Genomic DNA, 25666 nt, shown 5'->3' with positions numbered 1-25666 from the left:
CCTCGCAGCTTGCACCGCCGCGGGTTCTCAGCGGTCTTCTCGCGAGGACGCCCTGACGCTGTGTACGTGGTGGTACATGAGGAAGGGCGCCCGGAGCGAGAAGGCCGCTGAGGTTCCGCCACCCGCACCGCCACCCAAGGTGACCCCTCACACCACAACAACAGGGTGGAGGCGTTTGAGGGTGTAGGTCCTCCTCCGGACCACCGCGAGCGTTGTCAGCACCAGCGAACCGACCAGGAACCCGGCCAGCACGATGAGGTCGCGCACCAGGTGCGCCTCCAGGCCGCCGGAGGTGGTCACCCGCAGCCCGTCGACCAGGTAGGTCATCGGCAGCAGCGGTTGCAGCGCCTGGAACAGCTGCGGGGTCGTCTCCACCGGGTACAGGCCGCCGCAGGCGGTGAGCTGGACGACGAGCAGCACCAGCGCGAGCAGGGCGCCGACCGCGCCGAACAGGACCCGCAGGAGCTGGCTGAGCGCGACGAACGCCCCGGCCCCCAGCGACACGAGACCCACCGCGGGCCACGGCTGCACCGGGTTCAGGCCGAGCCCGAAGGTCATCGCGCCGAGCAGCGCCAGCCCCCCGGCGACCCCGAGCACGGCGGCGGGCAGGTATCCGGCGATCGCGATGCTCAGCGCGCTCACCCGACCGGTCAGCGCCCGGGTGTTCAGCGGCTTGAGCAGCAGGTAGGCGATCAACCCGAACACCCAGAGGGCGAGGGCGAACAGCAGCGGAGCCATCCCGCGGCCGTAGACGTGGGCGGGGTGGAGGTTGCCGGTGCGCAGCTCGGTCGGCGAGGCGAGCACGTCGGCGGCCCGGGCGACCTGCGTCGGGTTGGTCTCCGGGAGCCGGCCGCGGGCGTCGTCGACGAGCCGCCGGAGCTGCTCGGCGCCGTCGGTGAGCTGGTCGGTGCCGTCGCGCAGCACCCCGCTGCCGGCGAGGATCGCGTTGAGCCCGCCGACCAGCCCGCCGCTGCCCCCGGCGATCTCGGCGCTGCCCGAGCGCAGGTCGTCCAGCGGCGCGGTGATGGAGCGGACCCGCTCCTGGAGCGGCCCGAGGCTCTCCCGCAGCCCGAGCGCCTGCGCCTGCGCGGCGCGCGCCGACTCCAGCGCCCGGCTCGCGTCGGCGTTGGCGGTGCCCGCCGCGTCGGCGACCGCGCGGGCCGCGGCCAACGCCCGCTGGTAGGCGGGGTCGCCGGCGAGCTCCGGGTGGTTGCCGCCGAGCTCGTCGAGCGCGCTGGCGCCCTCCCCGGCCCGCTGGTCGAGGAACGCCGTCGAGCTGCTGATCGCGCTGAGCCCGCCGACCGCCGCGCCGCTGGCCCCGACCACCGCGTTCACCGCGCCGGGGAGCTGGGCGGCGGTGAACTCGGTGACCGTGCCGAGCTGTTGGTCCAGCTTCGCGGTGGCCGAGGTGACGTCCTCCGCGCCCCGGTTGATCCGCTCGGTGCTGTCCCTGATGCCGCCGAGCCCCTCGGTGAGCGCTTCGGTGCCGCGCCTGCCCAGCTCGCTGCCTTCGACCAGCCGCCGCGCGGCGTCGGAGGCCAGCCGCAGCCGGTCCTTGGCCACGTCCAGCTCGCCGTAGAGGGCCCGCGCGTAGCTGGCGTGCGCGGCGGCGTCGACCTGCTGGTGGATCTCGTGCTCGGCGTGGTCGGCCAGCAGCCCGGCGAGGAACCCGTTGGCGTCGTTCTTGGTGATCCGCAGCTCGGCGCGCACCGGGTGGGGCTCGCCCGCGGTGGCCAGCCGGGCGCTGAAGTCGGGCGGCACCTCGACGGTGAAGTAGTAGTCGCCCGCTTCGAGCCCGCGGCGGGCCTCCCGGGCGCCCACGAAGTGCCAGTCGAAGATCCGCCGCGCCTTGAGCTGCTCGACGAACTGCTCGCCCGCGTTGATCCGCTCCCCGGCCCGGTCGACGGGCTGGTCGGCGTTGACCACCGCCACCGGGACGCGGCCGGTGCGGCCGTAGGGGTCCCAGTTCGACCACAGGAACAGCCCGCCGAACAGCAGCGGGACCAGCAGCAGCACCAGCGGCACCCAGCGGCGCCGCGGTCCGCGCAGCCTGCGCAGCTCCAGCCAGGCCAGGCGCAGCGCCCTCATACCCGGCTCCCGTGGCGCCGGTGGTGCGGGCGGGCGGGCAGGTGGCACACCTCGTACTCCTTCGACGGCGGATCCGTCGCGCTGGCCAGCACCGTGGTCCCGGTCGCGGCGACGCCGCGCAGCGCCGACCACACCCGGTGCCGGGAGGCCGGGGGCAGTCCGGCGTCGGCGTCGTCGACGACCAGCCCGGCGGGGGCGGTGGCCGCGGCGAGGGCGATCTCGAACAGCAGCCGGTCGGCCGGGTGCAGCTCGCGGACCAGCGCCCGCCGGTACGGGGCCAGCCCCACCAGCGCCAGCGCGTCGGCGATGTGCTCGGCCCGGACCCCGGAGATCATCCGTCGCTCGGTGACGGCCTCGGAGACGCGGTGCGAGCGCTCCAGCTCGCAGCCGGGGCGGAGCCGGGCGGGCCGGACCAGGCGGCGCACCGCGCGGGACTCCCCGGGCAGGACGTGCCCGGAGACGACGAGGTCACCGGTGATGACCCGCATCCGCCCGGCCAGCGCCAGCAGCAGCGAGGTCCGCCCGGTCCCGGCGGCACCGGTGATCACGGCCAGCGCGCCCGGCTCGACGTGCAGGTGGACGTTCTCGAAGGCGTTGCCCTCGGGGCCCCTCGCGGTGATCCCGCGGGCGCGGATCCACACCCCGTCGATGTCCATCCACACCACTCCTGCCGGGCCGACGCTGCGTCCAAAGTGGCCGCTCCAGCGGACCCGGGCAACTCGTGGTAGACGTCCACAGTGGAGCCAACCACCCGGACGGCCCAACCCACCCCACCCCGATCAGGTGATCAGCCGAGGTGAGGGGCACCCCTCGCCCCAGTTTCTCGGGCAAGGGCGCCCCTCACTCAACTCCCGAACGGGTGAGGCCACCCCGAAACGATCCGCACCCCCGGCAAGCGGCGAAGCCGCTTCCACAAGCGCCGATCGGCACCACCGCCAGACAAACGGCGTGAGCCGCTTCCGCTTTGCCCCACCCTCGCAACCGGCACCGCCGCGGGTTCTCAGCGGCCTTCTCGCGAGGACGCCCCGCCGCTGTGTATCGGAATACATGAGAAGGGGCGCCCGGAGCGAGAAGGCCGCTGAGGTTCCGCCACCCGCACTCCCAAGCAACGGGACCACGGCACCGCTCACAAGAACTCGACGTTGCCGGTTCGGGTTTCTGTGATCGCCACCCCGGCGACCCCGGCGCGGAGTGCGGGCGGCGGCAGCAGCGCGGCGAATCCCACGCCGAGCTGCTCGTCGGTCAGGCCGGTGGCCAGGGCGCAGTGCGGCAGCCAGCCGCCCGGGAAGTGGTAGGCGGACGGGTTCAGCACCTGCCCGGCGAGCACGTCGTGCACCGCGGAGTGCACCGCCAGCAGTTCGGCGTCGACCACCGCTCCGAGCAGCAGCGTCCGGTCCGCGCCGGAGCTGGCCCCGACGGTGGACAGCAGCAGGTCGGGGATCGACAGCAGCCGCAGCTCGGTGCGCAGCGACCGCCGCACCCGTTCCGGGATGCTGCCCGCCGCGGCCAGCGTGAGGTGCGGGCGTCCGGTCGCCACGGGCACCCCGGCGCCGGTGAGCCGCCGCAGCAGCGCCCGGACCTCCGCCTCGGTGGTGGCGTCGAAGTAGAGGTCCAGGGCGTCGGCCATCAGTGCTCGCCGGGCAGCGCGAAGCGGTCGTCGTCGGTCTGCTCGACCAGGCCGTCGACCAGCAGCGAGTCCAGGCAGCGGTCGCGCTGCCCGGCGTCGGACCACACCGCGTCGAGCTGCTCGCGGCGCACCGGACCGGGCGAGTCGCGGAGCACGTCGAGCAGCTTGCCGCGAACCTGCCGGTCGGTCCCGGCGAACTTCTGGACCTTCTTCGGCGGTCCCGCGTAGGCGGGGCGGCCCGCGTGCTGCCACGCGCAGTCGGCGGCGATCGGGCAGCGCTCGCAGGCGGGCGAGCGCACCGTGCACACCACCTGGCCGAGCTCCATCAGGGCCGCCGACAGCGCCGCCGCCGGGGCGTCCTCCGCGGGCAGCAGGGCGTCGACGTCGGCGAGGTCGCGGGTGGTCGACGGCGGGCCGGCGTCGCCCGCGCCGTGCACCGCGCGGGCGACCACCCGGCGCACGTTGGTGTCCACCACCGGCACGCGCTTGCCGTAGGCGAAGGCGGCGACCGCGCGGGCCGTGTAGGCGCCGATGCCGGGCAGCGCCAGCAGGGTGTCGACGTCGGCGGGCACCACGTCGCCGTGGTCGGCGGCGATGGCGGCGGCGGCCTGGTGCAGCCGCTGCGCCCGGCGCGGGTAGCCGAGCTTGCCCCAGGCGCGCAGCACCTCGCCCTGCGCCGCGGCGGCCAGGTCGGAGGGGCGCGGCCAGCGCCGCATCCACTCCTCCCAGATCGGCAGCACCCGGTTGACCGGGGTCTGCTGCAGCATCGTCTCGCTGACCAGCACGCCCCAACCGGTGACACCGGGGGCGCGCCACGGCAGCGGGCGGGCGGTGGCGGCGAACCAGTCGACGAGCGTCTCGCCGTCGATCGGCGCGGGGCGGGGCGGGGAGGTCGTCATGGCGCCGTCGATCCTGCCAGACGCACCGGGCCGGGCGATCAGACCTCGGTGAGCGCGCCGGTGGCGATGTCCTCGACGAAGCCCCGGACGCTGGTGGTCTCGGTGAGGAAGGGGCTGCGGCGGACCCGCTCCAGCGACTGCCGGACGTCCTGCTCGGTGTCCCGGAAGGTCTCCACCGACCACGCCGGGCGGACGCCGGTCTCGGTCTCCAGCTCGTCCTTGAAGTCCCCCTCGGTGAAGGTGCGCATCCCGCAGCCGGTGTGGTGGACCAGCACGATCTCGCGGGTGCCGAGCTTGCGCTGGCTGACCGCGAGGGAGCGGATCACGTCGTCGGTGACGGCGCCGCCCGCGTTGCGGATCACGTGCGCCTCGCCCGCCGCCAGGCCGAGCGACTCGGCCAGGTCGATGCGGCAGTCCATGCAGGTCACGATGGCCACCCGGAGGCCCGGTGCGCTCGGCAGGTCCGGTCGGGTGCGGCTGGTGTTGCGCTGGAGCAGCTCGTCGGTGGCGGTCACGGTCCCCTCCTCGATCCTCCGGCCTTCCGGCCGTGCACCCGATCGTATGACGCCCGCCGGTCCGCCCCACCGCTCGCCCCGCACCCGGCCGCGCGCCTCACCCGAACGGGACTGAGTGAGGGGCGCCCTGGCCCACGTAACGAGGTACAGGGCGCCCTCATCTGGTTCGGACCCCGGGGATGCTCACGGCGGGTGGTCAGGTTTGCGCCTATCGGGTGGTGTTCGGTTGGGCCGAATGGATCTTGTGCGGGGTTACCGTCGGACCGTGCTCGATCCTTCCGGTCCCCTGCCGCCCGCGGTGTACTGGCGCCGCCGGGCCCTCGCGCTGGGCGCCGCCGCGCTCGCGGCGGTGCTGGCCGGGTGGGGCGCGGTGGCGCTGCTCCACGGGCCCGCCGAACCTCCCGCACCGGTCGCCGCACCACCGCCGCCGCCCGAGGCGCTGGCCGCCGAACCCGCCCCACCGCCCTGCCCGGACTCCGCGCTGCGGATCGCCGCCGAGGTGGCCCGGCCGGAGTTCCGCGCCGACGAGCGCGTGGAGTTCACCGCGGTGCTGACCAACGTCGGCGACACCGCCTGCGTGCGCGACACCAACCGGATGCTGCGCGAGGTCGTGGTGCACACCGCCGAAGGCGAGCGCGTCTGGTCCAGCGCGGACTGCGCCATCGAGTCCACCAACGAGCTCCCGCTGCTGGAACCGGGCGGCGCCGTGCGCCACGAGATCACCTGGACCGGCCGCGGCTCGGTCCCCGGCTGCGCCGCCGCCGGCGAGCCGGTGCCGTCCGGCGAGTACCAGGTCACCGCCCGGCTCGACGGCATCACCAGTGCCCCGGCGCCGTTCCGGATCACGCCCGCCGCTCAGGCGTAGCGGTCCACGATGGACGTCTCGGCCAGCCGGGACAGCCCCTCCCGGACCGTCCGCGCCCGGTGCTCGCCGACCCCCGCCCGCCGCAGGTCCTCCGCCGAGGCGGCCAGCAGGTCCTGCAAGGAGCCGAAGTGCTCGACGAGCTCGCGCCGGGTGCTCGCGGGCAGCCGCGGCACCCGCGCCAGCAGCCGGTAGCCGCGCGGGCTCAGGTGCTGGTCGAGGGCGGTCGCCGGGTAGCCGAACGCCCGGGCGATCGCCGCCAGGTCCAGCAGCTCGGTGCCGTCCAGGGCGCGCAGCGCCGCGTCCACCTGCTCCGGCGCGGGCACCGCCCCGCCGGTCGGCAGGTACTCCCGCACGATCAGCTCGCGGTCCAGGTCCAGGCCGCCGACCAGCTCGTCGAGCTGGAGCGCGATCAGCCGCCCGTCCTCGCCGAGCTCCACCACGTCACCGGTGATCTCGTCGGCGATCCGGACCACCATCTCCATCCGCTGCACCACCGCCATGGCGTCGCGCAGCGTCACCGAATCCTCGATCTCCAGCGCCGAGAGCACCTGCGCCACCTCGGCGAGCCGGTCGGTGTAGCGCTCCAGGGTGGCCAGCGCCTGGTTGGCCCGGGACAGGATGTCCGGCGAGCCGATCAGCAGGTGCCGGTGTTCCCGCAGGTAGAGGCTGATGATGCTCATCGACTGGCTCACCGACACCACCGGGTGACCGGTGTGGATCGCGGTGCGCTCGGCCGTGCGGTGCCGGGTGCCGGACTCCTCGGTGGGGATGCGGGCGTCGGGCACCAGGTGGACGTTGGCCCGCACGATCCGGGTGGCGTCGGTGGACAGCACCACCGCCCCGTCCATCTTGGACAGCTCGCGCAGCCGGGTGGCGCTGAACTCCACGTCGAGGTGGAAGCCGCCGTCGCACAGCGCCTCCACCACCGCGTCGTAGCCGAGCACCACCAGCCCGCCGGTCCGCCCGCGCAGGATGCGCTCCAGCCCGTCCCGCAGCGCGGTGCCGGGCGCCAGCCAGGCCAGCGCGGACCGCAGTTCCTCGCTGCTGGGCGTCATCCCCGGCCCCGGCGCAGCACCGCGACGGCGTCCTTGATCGTCGCGACGGAGGTGGCCCGGATCCCGTCCGGCAGCGGCCCCGGGTCCGGCGGCACCAGCGCCCGCTCGAAGCCCAGCCGCGCCGCCTCGGCGAGCCGCCTGCCGACCCCGGTGACCCGGCGGATCTCCCCGGCCAGCCCGACCTCGCCCACCGCGACCAGGTTCGACGGCAGCGGCTTGCCCCAGCACGAGGAGGCCACCGCCAGCGCGACCGCGAGGTCGGCGGCGGGCTCGGTCACCTTCATGCCGCCGACCGTGGCGGCGAACACGTCCTGGTCGTGGGTGCCCACCGCGGTGTGCTTGTTCAGCACCGCGAGCATCATCGACACCCGCGCCGAGTCCAGACCGCTCACCGCGCGGCGCGGCACGGCCATCGTCGAGCGGGTCACCAGCGCCTGCACCTCGGTCAGCAGCGGGCGCTTGCCCTCCACCAGGACGCTCACCGCCGTGCCCTCGACCTGCTCCTGCTGCTCCCGGTTCACGAACAGCCCGGACGGGTCGGGCACCTCGGCGATGCCGTCGTCGCGCTGCTCGAAGCAGCCGACCTCGTCGGAGGGCCCGAAGCGGTTCTTCACGCCGCGCAGCATCCGCAGCGCGGAGTGCCGGTCGCCCTCGAAGTGCAGCACCACGTCGACCAGGTGCTCCAGCACCCGCGGCCCGGCCACCGCGCCGTCCTTGGTGACGTGCCCGACCAGCACCACCGGCAGCCCGCGCTCCTTGGCCAGCGCGACCAGCGCCGTGGTCACCGCGCGGACCTGCGTCACCCCGCCGGGGCTGCCCTCGGCCTGCGGCGACTGCACGGTCTGCACCGAGTCGACGATGAGCAGGCCGGGGCGCACCGCGTCGACGTGGCCGAGCACCGCGCCGAGGTCGCTTTCGGCGCCGAGGAACAGCTCCGGGTGGACCGAGTCGGTGCGCTCGGCGCGCAACCGGACCTGGCCGGCCGACTCCTCACCGGTGACGTAGAGGGAGGGGCCGGGCGAGGCGCCCGCGGCCCAGCGGTGCGCGACCTCCAGGAGCAGCGTGGACTTGCCCACACCCGGTTCCCCGGCCAGCAGCACCACGGCGCCGGGCACGATGCCGCCGCCGAGCACCCGGTCCAGCTCGGCGATGCCGGTGGACACCGAGCGGGCCGAGTCCAGGTCCACCTCGGCGATCGGCCGGGCCGGGGTGGACGGCGCCCCGGAGCTGACCTTGGACAGCGCCGGGCGCGGCGCGGCGACCTCCTCGATCGTGCCCCACGCCTGGCAGCCGGGGCAGCGGCCGACCCACTTGGCGACCTCGTGGCCGCAGTCGGCGCAGCGGAATCCGGGACGGGCGGCGCGGGCGTTCTTGGTGGGCACGGTCCGAGGCTAGCCGCCGCCCACGACCGCTCCTCGCGGCCCACGCGCCGGCGTGTCCGACCGGACACGCCGAGGGCCGCCCGCGACGTGCGCGGACGGCCCTCGGTGACATCGTTCCTCGCGGCGGCTCCACCCGGGAAGCCGCTCGCGCACCGAGCACGCCATCGGCACCGCCGCGGGTTCTCGGCGTCCTTCTCGCGAGGACAGCGCCGACGCCGTGCAGTGGGTTACATCCGGAGGCGATCCCGCAGCGAGAAGGACGCTGAGGTTCCGCTACCGGCACCGTCCCGCAAGGCGAGTCCGCGGCCGTTCAACGCTCAGTGGCCGGTCTGCTCCGGTCCGTGCTCGGGGCTGTTGTGCTCGGGGCGCGGCTCCACGTCCTGGCCGATCGGCACCTGCACCGTGACCTCGCCGGCCTTCTCGAAGGCGAAGGTCACCGGGATGGTGACCCCGGCGGTGATCTGCTCGGTGAGCCCGTTGACCGTGATGTTCACCGCACGCTGCTCCGGCGGGCGGACCTGGCCCGGGACGTGCAGGCCGTAGGCGTGCAGCGCGGTCCCGGACGGCAGCACCTGCTCGCCGGTGACCTGCACGTTCGCCGCGTACGGGCTGCGCACGGCGACCAGCCGGTCGTCCGGGCCCTCGTTGGCGATGACGACCTCCAGCGGGGCCGAGGAGCCCTGCGGGTAGGCGCTGCCAGCGGCGGGGAAGGAGAACTCCGCGTTGCGCACGGCGATCTCGCCGACGTCACCCGATCCGCCGTTGACGGCGGCGACCTGGGTGTCGGTCTCGGTGATCTGGCCGGCACTGCAGCCGGAGAGGGCGACGACGGCGCCGAGCCCGAGTGCGGCCGGGATCAACCGCAGGCGGCGGGCCTTGTGGTGCTGAGGGCGGCTCACGGTTGCAGCGTCCTTCCTGATTGCCGGACAACCGAGATGAGCTTAATCCCCGTGGCGGCGGAGTTCATCATCGGGCGTGCCGAGGCGGTCCCGCGGACGCCGCACAGCCGTCCACAGTGGAGGTTTGCAGGCTGCCGAAAGGCGCCGCCTTGCACGGCCGACAGCCGTTTGTCAAGCCCCGTCCGCGTCCTGACCTGCGAAGACGGACGGAGAGGCGGTCGAACTCCAGTTGCCCCCCGTGATAAACTGGTCGCAGCGAAAGGGGCAGAGGACACATGGTTTTCAAGGTCGGAGAGACCGTCGTCTACCCGCACCACGGTGCCGCGCTCATCGAAGCAATCGAGACCCGGGTGATCAAGGGCGAGGAGAAGCAGTACCTCGTCCTCAAGGTCGCCCAGGGCGACCTGACCGTGCGCGTTCCCGCCGACAACGCCGAGATCGTAGGCGTGCGGGACGTCGTCGGCCAGGAGGGTCTCGATCGGGTCTTCGATGTCCTGCGCGCTCCCCACACCGAGGAACCGACCAACTGGTCCCGACGGTACAAGGCCAATCTTGAGAAGCTCGCCTCCGGCGACGTGAACAAGGTGGCCGAAGTGGTGCGCGACCTCTGGCGACGCGAGAAGGATCGTGGCCTGTCCGCAGGCGAGAAGCGGATGCTGGCGAAAGCCCGCCAGATCCTGGTCAGCGAGCTCGCGCTGGCCGAGGGGACGGACGAGGGCAAGGCCGAGACCCTGCTGGACGAAGTCCTCGCCACCGCGGTGTAGCGCGGGTGAGCGTGGTGGCACTGGTCCCCGCCGCCGGTCGCGGGGTCCGTCTGGGTGCCGGCGTCCCCAAGGCGCTGGTACCGGTCAAGGGTGAATCGTTGTTGTCGCGCGCGGTCCGGGGTCTGCTCGACTCGGGCCGCGTTCGGCACGTCGTGGTGGCCGCTCCGGCCGATCAGGTGGATCTGGTCCGCGCCGAGCTGGCCGCCACCGAGTCCGCGCACGTGGTCGCGGGCGGCGCCGAGCGCACCGACTCGGTCCGCCGCGCGCTCGACGAGGCGCTGCGCGTGGTCCCCGACGCGAGCGTGGTGCTGGTGCACGACGCGGCCCGCGCGTTCACCCCGGCGAGCGTCGTCCGGGACGTGGTGGACGCCGTCGAGGCGGGCGCTCCCGCGGTGATCCCGGTGCTCCCGGTCACCGACACCGTCAAGCAGGTCGACGAGACCGGCGCGGTCGTCACCACGGTCGACCGGACCCGGCTGCGGGCGGTGCAGACCCCGCAGGGCTTCGCCGTCGACGTGCTCCAGCGCGCCTACGCCGAGTCGGGTGACATCGCCACCGACGACGCCGGGCTGGTCGAACGGCTCGGCGTGCCGGTGCGCACGGTCCCCGGCCACCCGGACGCGCTCAAGATCACCACCGCCTTCGACCTGGCGGTGGCCGAATCCGTGCTGGCCCCGGCAGGAGAACCCGCGTGAACGAGGTGCTGCCCCGCGTCGGCCAGGGCGTCGACGTCCACCCGATCGAGCCCGGCCGGGAGTGCTGGGTGGCCGGGCTGCGCTGGCCCGGCGAGGACGGGTGCGCCGGGCACTCCGACGGCGACGTCGCCGCGCACGCGCTGTGCGACGCGCTGCTGTCGGCCGCCGGACTGGGCGACATCGGCGGCGTGTTCGGCACCGACGACGACCGCTGGGCCGGAGCGCACGGCGCGGACTTCCTGGCCGAGGTCCGCCGCCGGGTGGCCGAGGCCGGGTTCCGGGTCGGCAACGCCACCGTCCAGGTGATCGGCAACCGCCCCCGGATCGGCACCCGCCGGGACGAGGCGCAGCGGGTGCTCGGCGAGGCCGTCGAGGCGCCGGTGTCGGTCGCGGGCACGACCACCGACCGGCTCGGCCTCACCGGCCGCGGCGAGGGCATCGCCGCGATCGCCACCGCGCTGCTGTTCCCGCTTGACCCGAACGGGTCCGCTCGTCGTAACGAGGGCTGACGTCAGGGAAAACTCGGGGATGCGGCTCTGGTGAACCGGGGTCGCTGCCCGCCATCCTCGGATCATGGTGATCGAGCGGAACCGGTGGCTGCGTCGTCTGCTCGTCGTGCAACCGGTGGTGTCGTGGCCGGTGGCGTGCCTGCTGTGGGCCGCGGGCGGCGGGGTCGGCCTCGCGGTGGCGGTGGTGCTGCTCTGGACGGGAACGCTGCTGTGCATCGCGGGCATCGTCGTCCCCCTGCGCAACGAAACCCGCCGCTGCTGACCACCACCCCACCCAAGGGCGACGACCGGCCCAAGCGCGCGCCCACCCGACGCCGTCACCCGTTGGGCACCTGAGTGAGGGGCACCCTTGCCCAAGTTACTCGGACAAGGGTGCCCCTCACTCAGGTCACGAACGGGCGAACGCACACCCCGCAGCCCCACCAGGCAAGCGACGAAGCCGCCTCCACCCCACGCACGCACCACCCACAACCACCGCCAGGCAAGCGGCGCGAGCCGCTTCCGCTCTACCCCACCCTCGCCACTTGCACCGCCGCGGGTTCTCAGCTGCCTTCTCGCGAGGACGCCCTGATGCCGTGTATCGGCATACATCAAGAAGGGCGCCCGGAGCGAGAAGGCAGCTGAGGTTCCGCCACCCGCACCGCTCCGCACAACGAGCCCGAGAAAGGATCTAGGCTGAGGGCGTGAGCACTGATGCTGTCCTGTTCGACTTCTCCGGCACCCTGTTCCGCCTCGAGGAGACCGCCTGGTCGCTCGGCGGGTTCACCGACTCGGGCGGGGAGCCGTTCGACGTGGCGGCGCAGGCCGAGATCATGCGCCGGATGACCGCCCCGTCCGGGCAGGTCGTGGAGCTGGAGCCGGAGTACGTGGAGGCCTGGGAGCGGCGCGATCTGGACCCGGTCCTGCACCGCAAGGTCTACCTGGAGGTGCTGCGCCGTTCCGGGCTGACGGTCCGGGAGCAGGCCGAGGAGCTCTACGGGCGGCTGATCGATCCGGGGTGCTGGACGCCGTACCCGGACACCGCCGGGGTGCTGCGCGGGCTGCGGGCGGCCGGGGTGCCGGTCGCGGTGATCAGCAACATCGCCTTCGACATCCGCCCCGCGTTCACCGAGCTGGGGGTCGCCGAGGACGTCGACGAGTTCCTGCTGTCCTTCGAAGAGGGCATGATCAAACCCGATCCGGCGGTGTTCCGCCTGGCCTGCGAGCGGCTCGGGGTGGCGCCGGAGCGGGCGTTGATGATCGGCGACAGCGAGGAGGCCGACGGCGGGGCCGCCGCGCTGGGCTGCCGCGTCGAGCTGGTCCAGCCGCTGCCCACCGACGAGCGGCCGGACGCGCTGCGGGCCGCGGTGGCGGGGCTGCTGGCCTGACCTGTGACGCGCCCCGCACCTGCGGTGATTCGGCGCGGCCGGGCACCCGTACCATCGGGGGCGTGAGCCTGCACCTGCACGACACCGCGACCCGCACCACGCGCGAGTTCCAGCCGCGCCGCGCCGGAGTGGCGTCGATCTACGTCTGCGGTGCCACGGTGCAGGGCGTGCCGCACGTGGGCCACGTGCGCAGCGGGCTGAACTTCGACGTGCTGCGGCGCTGGCTGGCGCACGGCGGCCTGGACGTCCGGCTGGTGCGCAACGTCACCGACATCGACGACAAGATCCTCACCAAGGCCGACGAGGCGGGCCGCCCGTGGTGGGAGTGGGCCGCGACCCACGAGCGGGCCTTCGAGCACGCCTACGACCGGCTGGGCTGCCTGCCGCCGTCGGCGCTGCCCCGGGCCACCGGGCACATCACCCAGATGATCGAGCTGGTCCAGCGGCTGATCGACGGCGGGCACGCCTACCCGGCGTCCGGCGACGTCTACTTCTCGGTGGCCTCGCACCCGGAGTACGGCCGGTTGTCCGGGCAGCGGCTCGACGACGTGCAGCAGGGCGAGTCGGCCGCCGGGGGCAAGCGGGACCCGCGCGACTTCACGCTGTGGAAGGGCGCCAAGCCCGGCGAGCCGAGCTGGCCGACGCCGTGGGGCGCGGGTCGGCCGGGCTGGCACCTGGAGTGCTCGGCGATGGCGACCTACTACCTCGGCTCCGAGTTCGACGTGCACGGCGGCGGGCTGGACCTGGTGTTCCCGCACCACGAGAACGAGCTCGCCCAGTCGCACGCGGCCGGGGACGGTTTCGCCCGGTACTGGCTGCACAACGCCTGGGTGACGATGAGCGGCGAGAAGATGTCGAAGTCGCTCGGCAACACGCTCTCGATCCCGGCGGTGCTCCAGCGGGCCCGGGCCAGCGAGCTGCGCTACTACCTGGTGACCCCGCACTACCGCTCGACGGTGGAGTTCTCCGAGGAGGGGCTGTCCGAGGCGGTGGCGACCTACCGCCGGATCGAGTCGTTCGTGCGACGGGTGGTGCAGCGCACCGGCGGCGTCGAGCGCGGCGAGGTGACCCCGGAGTTCACCGCCGCGATGGACGACGACCTGGGCACGCCGCAGGCCATCGCCGCGGTGCACGGCGCGGTCCGGGACGGCAACGCCGCGCTGGACCGGGGTGCCGACGAGGAGGCGCGCACCGCGGCGGCGGCGGTGCGGACCATGACCGACGTGCTCGGGCTCGACCCGCTGTCCGAGCAGTGGGCCGAGGAATCCAGCGCCGAGGACGCGGCGTTGGGCGCGCTCGGCGAGCTGGTCGAGTCGATGCTCGAGCAGCGCGCCCGGGCTCGCGCGGACCGGGATTTCGCCACCGCTGATCAGCTTCGGGATCGCTTGCTGGACAGCGGGATTGCCGTCGAGGACACCCCCGACGGTCCGATGTGGACTTTGAAGGACAGGTAGCTGTGGCAGGCAACGACAAGCGTCGCGGCGCGACGCGCAAGCCGGGGACGAAGAAGGGCATGGTGGTCGGTTCCGGCGGTCAGCGCCGCCGGGGGCTGCGCGGCAAGGGACCGACGCCCAAGGCCCAGGACCGAGTTCCGCACCCCGCCAAGAAGCGGGCCGACGCCAAGGCCAAGGCCGAGCAGCAGCGCGCCAAGCGCAAGGCCCAGTCCGAGACCACGCCCGAGCTGATCGCCGGGCGCAACCCGGTGGTGGAGTGCCTGCGCGCCGGGGTGCCCGCGACCGGGCTGTACGTGGCGCAGGGCCTCGACATCGACGACCGCGTCAAGGAAGCCGTCCGGGTGGCCGGGGACAAGGGCATCGCGGTGGTCGACGTGCCGCGCACCGAGGTGGACCGGATGACCGGCGGCGCGCTGCACCAGGGCGTCGCGCTCCAGGTGCCGCCGTACCGGTACGCGCACCCGGAGGACGTGCTCCAGGCGGCGCGGGATTCCGGGCTGCCGCCGCTGGTCGTGGCGCTCGACGGGGTCACCGACCCGCGCAACCTCGGCGCGGTGATCCGGTCGGCGGCGGCCTTCGGCGCGCACGGCGTGGTGGTGCCGCAGCGGCGCAGCGCCGGGATGTCGGCGGTGGCGTGGCGCAGCAGCGCGGGCGCGGCGGCGAAGCTGCCGGTGGCGCGCGCGGTCAACCTCACCCGCACGCTCAAGGACTTCCAGGCGGAGGGCCTGATGGTGGTCGGCTTGGACGCCGACTCCGACATCACCTCCGACGAGCTGGAGCTGGCCACCGGACCGCTGGTCGTCGTGGTCGGTTCGGAGGGGCGCGGGCTGTCCCGGCTGGTGCGCGACACCTGCGACCAGACGGTGTCCGTCCCGATGATCGGCGAGGTGGAGTCGCTCAACGCCTCGGTTGCCGCGGGCATCGTGCTCTCCGAGGTCGCCCGCCGCCGGCGCCAGCGCTGACACCCACCCGTTCGCGACTTGAGTGAGGGGCACCTTCATCCGGCTATGTCGGATGAAGGTGCCCCTCACTTGGCGAGGATTCACTCGTTCCGGGGTTATTGAACGGGCCGCTCGACTAGGGTGTGCGAGGCGGTGACACCGCCCGCCACCACGTGCGCGGCCCCGGTCCCGGGGTCGCGGTGAGATGGGGAGGCCCCGGGCCTCCTGAACCCCCGGGGCCCCGATGTCGTTCGCCAGTCCGCTGTTCCTGTGGTACTTCCTGCCCGCCGTGCTCGCGGCGGTGCTGATCGCGCCGCGCGCCGGGCGCAACGCCGTGGTGGCGGTGGCGAGCCTGCTGTTCTACGCCAGCGGCGCGGGGGGCACCACGGCCCTGCTGCTGGCCTGCATCGTGGTGAACTTCCTCGTCGGCAGGCACCTGGAACCCGACGAGTGGGACCTGAACCGGTCGCGTCGGCGCGGTCTGCTGATCGGCACCGTGGTGTTCAACCTGTCGATCCTCGCGGTGTGGAAGTACGCCGGGTTCGCCACCGCGCAGCTCGCGGTGCTCACCGAGTGGTTCGGCGGCGAGTTCCCGGTGCTGCAACTGGCGCTGCCGATCGGCATCTCCTTCTACACCTTCCACCACATCTCCTACGTGGTGGACATCTACCGGGGTGAACGGCCCGCGCTGCGCGACCCGGTCTCGTTCGTCACCTACATCTCGATGTTCCCGCAGCTCGTCGCGGGACCGATCGTGCGCTACCGGGAGATCGCCGACCAGCTCCCGCAGCACCGCTCCCACCGGCTCGACGACATCGCCGCCGGGTTCCCGCGCTTCGCCTGGGGCCTGACCAAGAAGGTCGTCATCGCCGACACCCTCGCGCCGATGGTCAACGCCTGCTTCGCCACCCCGGCCGAGGACATGACGTTCGCGATCGCCTGGCTCGGCGCGCTGGGCTACACCATGCAGCTCTACTTCGACTTCTCCGGCTACTCCGACATGGCCATCGGGCTGGGCCGGATGCTCGGCTTCCGGCTGCCGGAGAACTTCGCGCGGCCGTACTCGTCGGTGACCATCACGGAGTTCTGGCGGCGCTGGCACATGTCGCTGTCCCGGTGGTTCCGCGACTACGTCTACATCCCGCTGGGCGGCAACCGGCGCGGCACCGCGCGCACCTACCGCAACCTGGCGATCATCTTCGTGCTCACCGGGTTCTGGCACGGCGCCGCGTGGACGTACCTGGTGTGGGGGTTGTTCCACGGCGCGCTGCTCGTCGTCGAGCGGGCCACCGGCTGGGACCGCTCCCCCGCCGGCGCGCCCGCCCGGATCGCCCGCCGGGCCCTGACCCTGCTGCTCGTGGTGTGCGGCTGGGTGTTCTTCCGCGCGCCCGACCTCGGCACCGCGTTCATGGTGCTCGGCCACATGCTCGTGCCGGACCTGTCCGGGCTGACCGACGTGGTGGCGGCCTCGATGACCAACCAGCGCGCGGTGTTCCTGCTGCTGGCCCTGGTCGTGGTGCTGCTGCCCGCGAACTCCGGGACGGGCCCGTTCCTGGAGTCGGTGCGGTCCCGCCCCGCCAACGCGCTGCGCGTCGCGGTGCTCACCGTCGGCCTGCTCTACTCCGGCCTGCTGGTGGCCACCGGCTCGTTCAGCCCGTTCCTCTACTACCAGTTCTGAGCGGGCGTTCGCGGACCAGCCGCGGAGCCGGTCGGAGGGCGCGGGCCGGTGCCGGGAGGGGTCACGAGCGGTCGCCGACCGGCGGGAGCGCGCGGCCGAGGTGGACCGAGCGCGGGTCGTCGACGTGGCGGCCGAACGGCGCCACCCGGGTGTACCCGGCGGAGCGGTAGAGGGCGAGGGCCGGGGGATGGCGCTCGTTGGTCTCCAGCACCAGCTCCGCCACCCCACCGGCGGAGGCGTCGGCCTCCAGCCAGCGCAGCACCGCGCGGGAGTGCCCGCGACCGCGGTGCTCGTCGACCACGTACATCCGCTTGAGCTCGGCGCGTCCGCCGCCGAGGTGCCGCCAGCCGCCCATCGCGATCGCGGCGCCGTCGGCGTAGCCGACGCCGAAACCGCCTGCGGGCGGGGCGAACTCGCTCGCGTCGGTCGGCGTGTCGTCCGGCCCGCCGTAGATCCGGACGTACTCCGCTTGCAGCCGCTCGACGAGCGCGACGACGTCCGGGTGGTCGAAGCGGCGCGCGACGATCTCCAGCGCGCTCACGGCACGCTGCCCACGCAGTCGATGCAACGGCTGCCGGTGCTCAGGGCCGGGTTTCCGCCACCGGTGGCCGTCAGCGTCTCACCGTTGCCGATCCGCTCCCACGCGCGCACCACGCCGCGGATTTCGCCCCAGTCGCCCATGCCGGTGTCGTTGTAGTGGACGCAGCGGCCCGGCAGGTGGGCCTTCTTCCTGGGGCTGATCAGCACGACGTCGTGGTCGACGCGCGGGCGGGTGTGCTCGCACTGCCCCACCGGCAGGTCGCAGCGCTCGCAACGGCTCTCGGCCATGGTGTTCCGCTCCTCGGGTGGTTCGTCATTCGCCGCCGCCCCCGCCGTCGCCGCCGTCACCGTCACCGCCGCCGACCTCGAATCGGGTGCGCTTCGGCACGGCGGAGGCGAGCAGGAAGCTGGTGTCGCGCAGGTGCTCGGGGCGGAACGACCACCGGCCGATCCCGCGCTCGTCGTTCATCCGGTCGTCGCCCGGCTCGGGCAGCGCCAGGTCGCCGACCAGCTCGGCCGCCGCGACGAGATCGGACAGCAGGAGCCCGCGCTCGTCGACCCGCTGCCCGGCGGCGGCGATCCGCTGCACCGACACCCGGGCCAGCACCGGATCGGGCAGGTGGCGGTCCCGGACGAGCAGCCCACCCGGCAGGCGGCGCATCAGTCCGCGCGCGATCAGCACCTCGCGGTGGTGCGGGAGCTGGTCGCGCCGCACCACCCACGGGCGCAGCGGGATCGGCCCCGGACCTCGCCGCGCCAGCTCCGCCAGCACCCCGTCGGCCCACTCCAGGCCGATCCGCCCGGTACCGCGCGGCTCGATCTCGGCCCGGCGCACGAGCGGGACCTGGACGCCGCCCACCACGACCGGTCGGCTCCGGACCACGATCCGGCCGCGCAGCGCGAGTTCGGCGAGCTCCGCCGCCGCGCACGCCGCCGACGCCTGCCGCCGGGACGCCGGCGTCCCGCCCGCCAGGTGCAGCAGCAGCGCCATCTCCTCCGGCAGCGTCAGCACGGACATGGCCCCACCTTGCCCGAAAAGCGGGGCCGCCGACGGCTTTTCGACCAAGATGATCGTCCACCGCCAGTGCCCCCGGCCTCGGCCGCCAGGAACCACCTCGCGAGCGGTCCGGAACCGCACCGATACCCTGGGTGACTCCTGATCGGTCGACGGAGAGGGACATGGCGGAGGCGATCGGACGCGCGCCGGGCGGTCCCGCGCGGTGACACCCGCGGACTACACCACGTGGTTCAGCGGTGATCTGCCGGTCGACCCGCCGGAACTGCCCGACCGGTCGCACTGGGCCGAGCCCACCCGGGACCTGCTGACCCAGCTCGTCCACCACCTCGAGGAGCTGTAGGCCCGCTGTCGGTGCCCCGTGGGACCGTCGGGACCCCGACGACCGAGGGAGGCGCGATGAGCGCGGGCAAGATCGCCCGGGGCGGCAACGCCGCCCCCGCGCTGCGCTGGCTCACCCGCGTCGCGGTGCCGGACCTGCCCGAATCCCTGCGGCAGTCCGGCGAGCTCGGCAGCACCGCGCTCCGCCGGAAACGTTGCCGTCGATCTTGTTCTGTCGGTTTTCGAAGCGGCGAAGCCGCTTGCGACCACGTACGCAACCGGCACCGCCGCGGGTTCTCAGCGGCCTTCTCGCGAGGACAGCCCCGACGCCGTGTATCGGACATACATCAGGAGGGGCTCCCGCAGCGAGAAGGCCGCTGAGGTTCCGCCACCCGCACCGCCACGCGAAGCGAGTCCAAAGACAGGAACTGACCCGGCGGGCGCGGTGCTGGCGCTTATGCCGGATCCGGCGGGCTGAACGGGCGGTTCCACCCCGTTCGGGGGACTCCGCCGGATACGGTGGCGGGGTGTCGCAGCGGCAGGAGCTCCCCCCGGTCCACGAAGCGTGGTTGCCCCGGGAACACCCGCTGCACCGCCCCCGGCACGGGCGGCGGCAGCTCACCGCGCTGGTCTGCGCCCTGCTGTTCTTCAGCGCTCCGGCGGTGACGTGGCTGTTCGGCGCGCGCGCCGAGCCGCTGGAGAACCGGCCGCTGGCACCGTTCCCGAGCATCACCGAGGGCTGGGGCTTCTTCACCGGGCTCGGCCCGTGGGCCGCCGACCACCTGCCGTTCCGGCGGGACGCGGTGCACTCGGTGGACGCGCTGAGCCGCGGCCTGTTCGGCGAACCGGCCCGGCTGGACGGCGGTGCGCACGCCCCGCCGATCAGCGGCGGCCAGACCGACGCGGAACCGCAGCTCGACGAGAGCGCGTTCCCCAGCGTCATCGAGGGCGACCAGGGCTGGCTGTACCTCGGGCACGACATCTCCTACAAGTGCCTGCCGGAGCGCGACCTGGACCAGGTGATCGCGGGGCTGCGCCGGTGGCGGCAGGTGGTGGAGGCCTCGGGGCGGGAGTTCCAGCTCGTCATCGCGCCGGACAAGTCCACCGTCTACCCGGAGCACCTGCCCGACGAGTACGCCGGTCAGAACTGCGCCCGCGAAGCCGGGGAGGAGTTCTGGCGCCGGGTGCCCGCCGCCACCGGCGCCGTCGACATGCGCGCGGAACTCCGCTCCCTCGCCGAGCGCAACGGGCGGCCGATCTACCACGCCATCGACACGCACTGGACGCACGAGGGCGGCATCGCGATGACCTACCGGCTGGCCGAACGGCTGCAGCCGGGCGTCACCGGGACCTGGACGCTCGAACCGAGCCGCCGCTACGAGCACAGCGCCGACATCCCCGACCAGCTCGGTCAGGACCGCACCGTCGACATCCAGGCCTACGCGCTGGCCCCGGACGGCGGCGGCGACAACACCCGCTTCGTGCCCAGCGACTTCCACGAACCGCTGCGGCTCGACTCGCCCACGAAACCGGGCATGGTCGAGGCCCCGACCCGGATGATCGGCGACTCCTTCACCCAGTTCGCCAGCCCCTACCTCGCCGCCGCCTTCCAGGACCTCGCGATCGTGCACCCGGAGACGGTCGCCGAGGACACCGCCGCGACCGGCGCGCTGCTCGCCGAGGGCGAGGTGGTGGTCATGGAGCTCTCCGAGCGGTTCGTCGCGGGCGGGCGCTACGACCTGCTCGACCCGGCGGTGGCCGACCGCATCGGCGCCGTCCTCGCCGCCCACCCGGTCCCCTGACCCCGTTCGCGAGCCGAGTGAGGGGCACCTTCATCCGGCCATGTCGGACGAAGGTGCCCCGCACTCCGTTTCTCGGGACTCGGTTGCTCGGGCCGGTCAGGGCGGGACGTCGTCCTGCTCGTCCGGGGACTCGGTGGCCGGCTGCTCGTCCGGGGGTTCCTCGTTCTCCGGGGCACCGCCCTCGGCCGGCTGCATCCCGTGTTCGCGCGGCGGCTCCCCGTTCGCCGGGCCGCCCTCGGCCGGTTGCATCCCGTGTTCGCGCGGCGGTTCCCCCATCGCCCCTCCAACCTCGGCTTCGCCGGTACCACCACGCCATACCCCCGCCCGGGCGGCGGCAAACGACCGCGGCGCGGCATGGCCGATCACCTCGCGGGTACCCGCGAGGGCATGGAGAAGCGAGCACTCGGGGAAGGCTTGGTCGCCGGAGCGGCCGGCGCGGTGGCCATGACGCTCGGCGAGAAGATCGAGCAGCGCATCACCGGCCGCCCCAGCTCCCACGTTCCGGGCCGCACCGCGCAACGCGCGATGGGCTTGCGGGAGCGGCGCCGACCGCGCGCGGGCAACTGGGCCATGCACTACGGGCAGGCGGTGCTGCTGGGGCCGCTGCGCTCGGTGATGGCGCACGTCGGCCTGCGCGGCCCGTGGGCTTCGGCGCAGTTCACCGTAGTCCGGTTGACCAACGACCAGATCCTGGAGAACGCCACCGGCATCGGTGCGCCACCCGAGACCTGGCCCCGCGCCGAACTGGCGGTCGACCTGCTGCACAAGGCGGTGTACGCGTTCGCCGCCGGTGTGGTCGCCGACCGCCTCGCCGCGCGTTCCGGTTCCGGCCCCGGGCAGCGGCACGCCGCGCGTCGACCCGGGCGCCGCCCGCACGTGGGTCCGCTGCCCCGGAACCGGTGACGCCGGGCTCGCAGCCCAGGATCAGGCGGCGGCGGGCTCCCGGCTGGCCCGGGCCAGGCGTCGGGCGCCGACGACGCGGCACACCAGGTAGATCAGGAACGAGATGATCGTGACGAACGCGCTGACCGGGGCGCCCGGCGCCAGCGACAGCACGATCCCGCCGAGCACCGCGACCTCCGCGAACAGCACCGACAGCAGCGTCGCCAGCACCGGGCTCCCGGTCACCCGGGCCGCCGCCGCACCCGGCGTCACCATCAGCGCCAGGACCAGCAGCGCACCCACCGTGTAGACGCCGAGCGCCGTGGCGATGCCGACCAGCACGGCGAACAGCGGGGTGAGCACCCGCACCGGGACCGCCCGCGCCGCCGCCACCTCCGGGTCGACGCTGGCGAACAGCAGCGGCCGGTAGACCACCACGAACACCACCAGCACCGCCGCGGCCGAGGTGGTCAGCAGCACCACGTCCGAGGAGTTCACGCCGACGATCTGGCCGACCAGCAGGCTGAACTTGTTCGCGGTGCGCCCGGGGTTGAGCCACAGCAGCAGCACACCGACGCCCAGCCCGAACGACAGAATCGCGCCGATCACCGAATCCCGCTCGGACCCGCGCTGCCCCAGCAGCCCCAGCAGCAGCGCGGCCACCACCGCCCCGGCCAGCGCCCCGGCACCGACGCTCGCGCCGACCAGCAGCGCGGCGGCGGCCCCGGTGAAGGCGAGTTCGGCCGTGCCGTGCACCGCGAAGGACATCTTGCGCGCCACCACCAGCGGCGCCAGGCAGCCCGACACCAGGCCGAGCGCGGCGGCGGCGAGCAGCGCCTGCTGCACGAACGGGTAGCCGAGCAGGTCCGCGGTCACCGAGAAGTCGAACAGACCGCCCAGCGCGTCGATGAAGTCGTTCACGCGTCCACCTCGTGCACGTGGTGGGATTCGGCCCCGTCGGTCCCGGCGACCACGAGGCGCCCGCCGACCCGCGCGACCTCGACGTCGGTGCGGAACAGCTCGGACAGGGTCGCGGAGTTCATCACCTCGTCCGGCGTCCCGATCCGGAACCGGCCGTCGACCAGGTACAGCACCCGGTCGACCAGCGGCAGCACCGGGTTGATCTCGTGGGTCACGAACAGCACCGCCGCACCGGCCTCCTTGGCCTGCCGCGCGATCAGCGAGCTCACCTTGCGCTGGTGCGCGAGGTCCAGCGACAGCAGCGGCTCGTCGCACAGCAGCACCGCCGGATCGCCGACCAGCGCCTGCGCCACCCGCACCCGCTGCTGCTCACCACCGGAGAGCAGGCCCAGCGGCATCCGCGCGTACTCGGCGGCGTCCACCGCGCGCAGCGCCCGGTCGACGCGCTGCTTGCGCTCCCGGCGACCGCGCCAGCCGACGCCCCAGCGGTGCCCGTCCAGGCCGAACCCGACCAGGTCGCTGCCGCGCACCGTCACGGTGGCCTCCAGCGTCCGCTGCTGCGGGATGTAGCCGATGCGGTCGTTGCCGCGCCGCGCCGGTTCCCCGGCGATCCGCACGGAGCCCGCGGTGAGCTCCTGCATCCCCAGCAGCACCCGGAGCAGGCTGGTCTTGCCGGAGCCGTTGGGGCCCAGCACCGCGAGGAACTCCCCCGGTGCGACGTCGAGGTCCAGTCCGTCCCAGAGGGTGCGCGGGCCGTAGGACAGGGCGGCCCCGCGCAGGCCGACGGCGGGTTCGGTGGGGGTCATCGGTCAGCGGCTCCGGTTCAGCGCATCGTCGAGCGCGGTGATCTGGGCCCGCATCCAGGGCACGTAGCTCTGGCCCTCGGGCAGCGTCTCGGTCATCTCCACCACCGGGACCCCCTTGTCCTCGGCGGCGGCGCGGATGTTGCGGGTGACCGGGGACGCGGTCTGCGGGTTGTAGATCAGGGCGGCGGCGCGGCCGGAGTTCACCGCGTCCTGGATCTCGGCGACCGCAGCGGCCGACGGGTCCGATTCGGCCTCGACCGCGTTGACGAACGACTGCGGCGTGATGTCGCGCAGCCCGGCAGCCTCGACGAGGTAGTGCGCGATCGGCTCGGTGACCAGGACCTCGCGGCCCCGGTGCGCGTCGGCGAGCGCACCGACCCGGCCCTCCAAGCGTCCGACCTCGCTGCTGAACGCACCGGCGTTGCGGTGGTATTCCCCGGCGTGGGCCGGGTCCAGCTCGGCGAGCTCGACCGCGATCCGGCGCGCGACCTCGTGCATCACGTGCAGGTCGTACCAGACGTGCTCGTTGGCGTGGTCGTGCCCGGCGTGGTCGTGGCCCTGCTCGTCGTGGGCGGCGTGCTCGTCGTGGCCCTGCTCGGGCTCGGCGCCGTGCTCCTGCGCCGGGTGCTCGGCGCCGTGGTCCTCGTGGGCGTGCTCCGGCTGCTCGGCGCCGTGGCCTTCGTGGGCGTGCTGCTCGGCGCCGTGGCCTTCGTGGTCGTGGGCGTGGTCGTGCGCCCCTTCGGCACCGGTCCCCGCGACGGCCTCGACGACGGGCTTGCCCTCGGCCGTGGTGGACAGGATCTGCTCCATGAAGCCGTCGTAACCACCGCCGTTGAACACCACGAGGTCGGCGTCGGACACCTTGGCGGCGTCCCGGGGACTGCTCTCGTAGGAATGCGGGTCGGAGGCCGGATCGCTGATGATGGATTCGACCTGGACGCGCTGCCCGCCGACGGCCTCGGCCACGCTGCCCCAGGTGTTCGTCGAGGCCACGACCGTGATGCCGCCGCCGTCCTCGGCGGGCTGCTCGGTACCGCAACCGGCCAGCACCAGACCCGCGGTGGCGAGTCCGGCGAGTGCGATCGCGCGGCGACGGGGGACGGTCATGGGCGCACTCCTGTTCCTCGTGGGACGACGGCGTGGCGTACCGAGCGGCAGCAGCGGAGCGTGACGGCACTCTGCCCTCATCGGGTGGTATCCGGTCACGATCGGTTGCCATCGAGCCCGCTGCGGTAACGGAAACCGTTGTCATGTGCAGTTTAAGCCCACCCGGACCGGTGGTTCCACCGACCACCCCATTTCCACAGCGCGGAACCGCCCTCCCCGCGGCGGGACGGATGGGGCGACCGGCGAGCCGCGGACGAGGGGCGACGAGCCGCCCGGCCTCCCGCACGGGGACGCACGGGGCGCCGAGCCCCACGGCGAGGCCGAGCGTCCCCCGGCGCGGACGGCACCGCGACCCGACCGAACCCGACCGGAACCGCACGACCCCGGAGCCCGCCACCAGCGCGCCCTCGACGGCACCCAGCCCGCACCCACTTGCCCGCCGTCCCACACGCTCACCCATCACCCGTCAGCGCAGCGAGTGAGGGGCACCTTCATCCGGCTATGTCGGATGAAGGTGGCCCCTCACACACAACTCGATCGAGTGATCAGCTTCGGAGTGGCGTGCTCGAAGGGGTGGTTCCCGCGTCTCAATTCAGGAACGGCTTCACCGGAACGGAGCGGACCCCCGCGCGCGCCGAGGGCGTGCGGCGCGACACGCGAGGTTCATCCGTGCTGGTGAGACTGCGATGCCGCGGTCGAGACACGCCCGGCCGGGCCTATGATCACCTTGGGTAGTTCCTCGATCACGGAGCGGAAGGAGTGAGCAGGATGTGGGGCACGCGTCGTGGGGGTCGAGGTTCGTCGAGCTGGTGCGCGGGAGTGCGCGGGTAGCGCCGCAGGCGAGTTCCCGACCCACCACCCGCACGCCGGTCCCGCCGCCCCCTGGCCGGACCGCCCTCCCAGCACCCGAGGAAGTCCCATGGTCGCTCCTGCCTCCCCCGAGGAAGCCCCGCACATCTCCGCGCTCCGCAGAGCAGCCGAGGGCGGGTTCCGGTTCCGCCCGCTCCCCGGCCCCCCGGGCGCGGAGATCACCGCCCTGTACGCCGAGCGGCACGGGCTCGGGATCGTCGAGACCATCGCGGTCCGCGACATCGGCGAAGCCGTCGCGACCCGCACCCGCGCCTGCGACTACCCGACGGGCGACCCGCTCTGGCAGCGCATCGGGGCCGTCGCCGACGTGGTCCTGGAGCTGCTCGACCTGCCCCCGCACGACCAACCCGGCGCCCCGGTCCGCTGCCACCGCCCGACGACCTCCCTGTGGCTCCCGGGCGACCTCTGCTGACCTCACCCTTCGGGAGATGGGCGAGGGCCGACCGCTCGCCAATGGAGTGCGCGGCGGTACCGGCAGCGGAACCTCAGCGGCCTTCTCCACGCCGGGAGCCGCTCGGCCATGTACCAACCGGCGCGACGGCTGTACTCGCCAGGAGACCGCTGAGAACACCCGCCGCGGTGCCAGCTCCGCGCCCGACCGCACGCGGATCCGCCGCCTCCTGAGCGGACCTCACCCGAACGCGACGTGAGTGCCCTCACCTCG

28 protein-coding genes are annotated in these 25666 nt (G+C 73.8%); 13 read left to right on the top strand and 15 right to left on the bottom strand.

Going from position 1 to position 25666, the window contains the following annotated elements:
- Window positions 1-147: 147 nt before the first annotated feature.
- From ACQP0T_RS02230 to ACQP0T_RS02210, 5 genes are all read right to left on the bottom strand, one after another.
- A complete protein-coding gene (locus ACQP0T_RS02230) occupies window positions 148-2088 on the bottom strand; it encodes a YhgE/Pip family protein (protein ID WP_433871066.1) in 1941 nt (646 codons plus the stop codon).
- Window positions 2085-2744 carry an ATP-binding cassette domain-containing protein gene (locus ACQP0T_RS02225; RefSeq protein ID WP_433871065.1) on the bottom strand — a complete coding sequence of 220 codons (660 nt, stop codon included), beginning with the start codon at window positions 2742-2744 and terminating at the stop codon, window positions 2085-2087. The genes ACQP0T_RS02230 and ACQP0T_RS02225 overlap by 4 nt, the downstream gene beginning before the upstream one ends.
- Window positions 2745-3214: 470 nt before the next feature.
- The gene (locus ACQP0T_RS02220) at window positions 3215-3715 is read right to left on the bottom strand and encodes a 2'-5' RNA ligase family protein (RefSeq protein WP_433871064.1); all 501 of its coding nucleotides are present in this window, start codon (window positions 3713-3715) and stop codon (window positions 3215-3217) included.
- A complete protein-coding gene (locus tag ACQP0T_RS02215; RefSeq protein WP_433871063.1) occupies window positions 3715-4614 on the bottom strand; it encodes an A/G-specific adenine glycosylase in 900 nt (299 codons plus the stop codon). The genes ACQP0T_RS02220 and ACQP0T_RS02215 overlap by 1 nt, the downstream gene beginning before the upstream one ends.
- A 38-nt stretch (window positions 4615-4652) precedes the next feature.
- On the bottom strand, window positions 4653-5129 hold the full coding sequence (locus tag ACQP0T_RS02210) for a beta-class carbonic anhydrase (RefSeq protein WP_345358837.1): 477 nt from the start codon (window positions 5127-5129) through the stop codon (window positions 4653-4655).
- A gap of 265 nt (window positions 5130-5394) precedes the next feature.
- Between ACQP0T_RS02210 and ACQP0T_RS02205 the strand changes: the two genes are divergently transcribed.
- Window positions 5395-5994: a hypothetical protein gene (locus ACQP0T_RS02205; protein ID WP_433871062.1), complete on the top strand. Its 600-nt coding sequence runs from the start codon at window positions 5395-5397 to the stop codon at window positions 5992-5994.
- Here ACQP0T_RS02205 and disA read toward each other — a convergent pair.
- The 3 genes from disA to ACQP0T_RS02190 form a co-directional block, all read right to left on the bottom strand.
- The gene (gene disA / locus ACQP0T_RS02200; RefSeq protein ID WP_433871061.1) at window positions 5985-7049 is read right to left on the bottom strand and encodes a DNA integrity scanning diadenylate cyclase DisA; all 1065 of its coding nucleotides are present in this window, start codon (window positions 7047-7049) and stop codon (window positions 5985-5987) included. The genes ACQP0T_RS02205 and disA overlap by 10 nt on opposite strands.
- On the bottom strand, window positions 7046-8431 hold the full coding sequence (gene radA / locus ACQP0T_RS02195; protein WP_345358846.1) for a DNA repair protein RadA: 1386 nt from the start codon (window positions 8429-8431) through the stop codon (window positions 7046-7048). The genes disA and radA overlap by 4 nt, the downstream gene beginning before the upstream one ends.
- A 317-nt stretch (window positions 8432-8748) precedes the next feature.
- Window positions 8749-9330 carry a hypothetical protein gene (locus tag ACQP0T_RS02190; RefSeq protein WP_433871060.1) on the bottom strand — a complete coding sequence of 194 codons (582 nt, stop codon included), beginning with the start codon at window positions 9328-9330 and terminating at the stop codon, window positions 8749-8751.
- A 275-nt stretch (window positions 9331-9605) separates the two neighbouring features.
- Here ACQP0T_RS02190 and ACQP0T_RS02185 point away from each other — a divergent pair, with 275 nt between their 5' ends.
- The 8 genes from ACQP0T_RS02185 (at window position 9606) to ACQP0T_RS02150 (ending at window position 16738) form a co-directional block, all read left to right on the top strand.
- Complete coding sequence (locus tag ACQP0T_RS02185) at window positions 9606-10094, top strand: CarD family transcriptional regulator (RefSeq protein WP_009947449.1); 489 nt, start codon at window positions 9606-9608, stop codon at window positions 10092-10094.
- Between the two features lie 5 nt (window positions 10095-10099).
- On the top strand, window positions 10100-10789 hold the full coding sequence (gene ispD, locus ACQP0T_RS02180; RefSeq protein WP_433871059.1) for a 2-C-methyl-D-erythritol 4-phosphate cytidylyltransferase: 690 nt from the start codon (window positions 10100-10102) through the stop codon (window positions 10787-10789).
- Entirely contained in the window at window positions 10786-11298 is a 513-nt protein-coding gene (gene ispF, locus ACQP0T_RS02175) for a 2-C-methyl-D-erythritol 2,4-cyclodiphosphate synthase (RefSeq protein ID WP_433871058.1), read from the top strand. The genes ispD and ispF overlap by 4 nt, the downstream gene beginning before the upstream one ends.
- Before the next feature lie 64 nt (window positions 11299-11362).
- The gene (locus tag ACQP0T_RS02170) at window positions 11363-11560 is read left to right on the top strand and encodes a hypothetical protein (protein WP_433871057.1); all 198 of its coding nucleotides are present in this window, start codon (window positions 11363-11365) and stop codon (window positions 11558-11560) included.
- 421 nt (window positions 11561-11981) lie between these two features.
- A complete protein-coding gene (locus ACQP0T_RS02165; RefSeq protein WP_433871056.1) occupies window positions 11982-12665 on the top strand; it encodes an HAD family hydrolase in 684 nt (227 codons plus the stop codon).
- A 62-nt stretch (window positions 12666-12727) separates the two neighbouring features.
- Entirely contained in the window at window positions 12728-14119 is a 1392-nt protein-coding gene (gene cysS / locus ACQP0T_RS02160; protein ID WP_433871055.1) for a cysteine--tRNA ligase, read from the top strand.
- Between the two features lie 2 nt (window positions 14120-14121).
- The gene (gene rlmB, locus ACQP0T_RS02155; protein WP_433871054.1) at window positions 14122-15081 is read left to right on the top strand and encodes a 23S rRNA (guanosine(2251)-2'-O)-methyltransferase RlmB; all 960 of its coding nucleotides are present in this window, start codon (window positions 14122-14124) and stop codon (window positions 15079-15081) included.
- 223 nt (window positions 15082-15304) lie between these two features.
- Window positions 15305-16738, top strand: coding sequence for an MBOAT family O-acyltransferase (locus ACQP0T_RS02150; RefSeq protein ID WP_433871053.1), 1434 nt, complete (start codon window positions 15305-15307; stop codon window positions 16736-16738).
- Window positions 16739-16799: 61 nt separating this feature from the next.
- Here the strand turns inward: ACQP0T_RS02150 and ACQP0T_RS02145 are convergent, their stop codons facing one another.
- Genes ACQP0T_RS02145 through ACQP0T_RS02135 form a run of 3 tightly spaced genes read right to left on the bottom strand, consistent with a single transcriptional unit; the run spans window position 16800 to window position 18296 of the window.
- Window positions 16800-17279, bottom strand: coding sequence for a GNAT family N-acetyltransferase (locus ACQP0T_RS02145; protein WP_433871052.1), 480 nt, complete (start codon window positions 17277-17279; stop codon window positions 16800-16802).
- The gene (locus ACQP0T_RS02140) at window positions 17276-17566 is read right to left on the bottom strand and encodes a hypothetical protein (RefSeq protein WP_433871051.1); all 291 of its coding nucleotides are present in this window, start codon (window positions 17564-17566) and stop codon (window positions 17276-17278) included. Before ACQP0T_RS02140 ends, ACQP0T_RS02145 begins: the two co-directional genes overlap by 4 nt.
- 25 nt (window positions 17567-17591) lie before the next feature.
- Window positions 17592-18296: a GPP34 family phosphoprotein gene (locus tag ACQP0T_RS02135; protein ID WP_433871050.1), complete on the bottom strand. Its 705-nt coding sequence runs from the start codon at window positions 18294-18296 to the stop codon at window positions 17592-17594.
- 202 nt (window positions 18297-18498) lie between these two features.
- Between ACQP0T_RS02135 and ACQP0T_RS02130 the strand changes: the two genes are divergently transcribed.
- Both ACQP0T_RS02130 and ACQP0T_RS02125 read left to right on the top strand, forming a co-directional pair.
- Window positions 18499-18636, top strand: coding sequence for a hypothetical protein (locus tag ACQP0T_RS02130; RefSeq protein ID WP_433871049.1), 138 nt, complete (start codon window positions 18499-18501; stop codon window positions 18634-18636).
- A gap of 505 nt (window positions 18637-19141) precedes the next feature.
- Window positions 19142-20416, top strand: a complete 1275-nt coding sequence (locus tag ACQP0T_RS02125; protein WP_433871048.1) for an alginate O-acetyltransferase AlgX-related protein — start codon at window positions 19142-19144, stop codon at window positions 20414-20416.
- A gap of 96 nt (window positions 20417-20512) precedes the next feature.
- On the opposite strand, the gene ACQP0T_RS02120 is transcribed toward ACQP0T_RS02125, so the two are convergent.
- Window positions 20513-20692, bottom strand: a complete 180-nt coding sequence (locus ACQP0T_RS02120) for a hypothetical protein (protein ID WP_433871047.1) — start codon at window positions 20690-20692, stop codon at window positions 20513-20515.
- A 111-nt stretch (window positions 20693-20803) separates the two neighbouring features.
- Here ACQP0T_RS02120 and ACQP0T_RS02115 point away from each other — a divergent pair, with 111 nt between their 5' ends.
- Window positions 20804-21319 (top strand): hypothetical protein, encoded by a 516-nt coding sequence (locus ACQP0T_RS02115; protein WP_433871046.1) that lies wholly within the window; start codon window positions 20804-20806, stop codon window positions 21317-21319.
- Window positions 21320-21340: 21 nt separating this feature from the next.
- On the opposite strand, the gene ACQP0T_RS02110 is transcribed toward ACQP0T_RS02115, so the two are convergent.
- Genes ACQP0T_RS02110 through ACQP0T_RS02100 form a run of 3 tightly spaced genes read right to left on the bottom strand, consistent with a single transcriptional unit; the run spans window position 21341 to window position 24132 of the window.
- Window positions 21341-22219 carry a metal ABC transporter permease gene (locus ACQP0T_RS02110; RefSeq protein WP_345358896.1) on the bottom strand — a complete coding sequence of 293 codons (879 nt, stop codon included), beginning with the start codon at window positions 22217-22219 and terminating at the stop codon, window positions 21341-21343.
- Window positions 22216-23025, bottom strand: coding sequence for a metal ABC transporter ATP-binding protein (locus ACQP0T_RS02105; RefSeq protein WP_433871045.1), 810 nt, complete (start codon window positions 23023-23025; stop codon window positions 22216-22218). Before ACQP0T_RS02105 ends, ACQP0T_RS02110 begins: the two co-directional genes overlap by 4 nt.
- 3 nt (window positions 23026-23028) lie before the next feature.
- Complete coding sequence (locus ACQP0T_RS02100; RefSeq protein WP_433871044.1) at window positions 23029-24132, bottom strand: metal ABC transporter solute-binding protein, Zn/Mn family; 1104 nt, start codon at window positions 24130-24132, stop codon at window positions 23029-23031.
- Between the two features lie 919 nt (window positions 24133-25051).
- On the opposite strand from ACQP0T_RS02100, the gene ACQP0T_RS02095 reads away from it, so the two are divergent.
- On the top strand, window positions 25052-25414 hold the full coding sequence (locus ACQP0T_RS02095) for a hypothetical protein (protein ID WP_433871043.1): 363 nt from the start codon (window positions 25052-25054) through the stop codon (window positions 25412-25414).
- Window positions 25415-25666: the final 252 nt, after the last annotated feature.

The organism is Saccharopolyspora sp. CA-218241 (genome assembly GCF_050954615.1).
GTDB classification, from domain to species: domain Bacteria; phylum Actinomycetota; class Actinomycetes; order Mycobacteriales; family Pseudonocardiaceae; genus Saccharopolyspora; species Saccharopolyspora cebuensis.
This window is presented reverse-complemented; position numbering and strand designations above follow the sequence as displayed.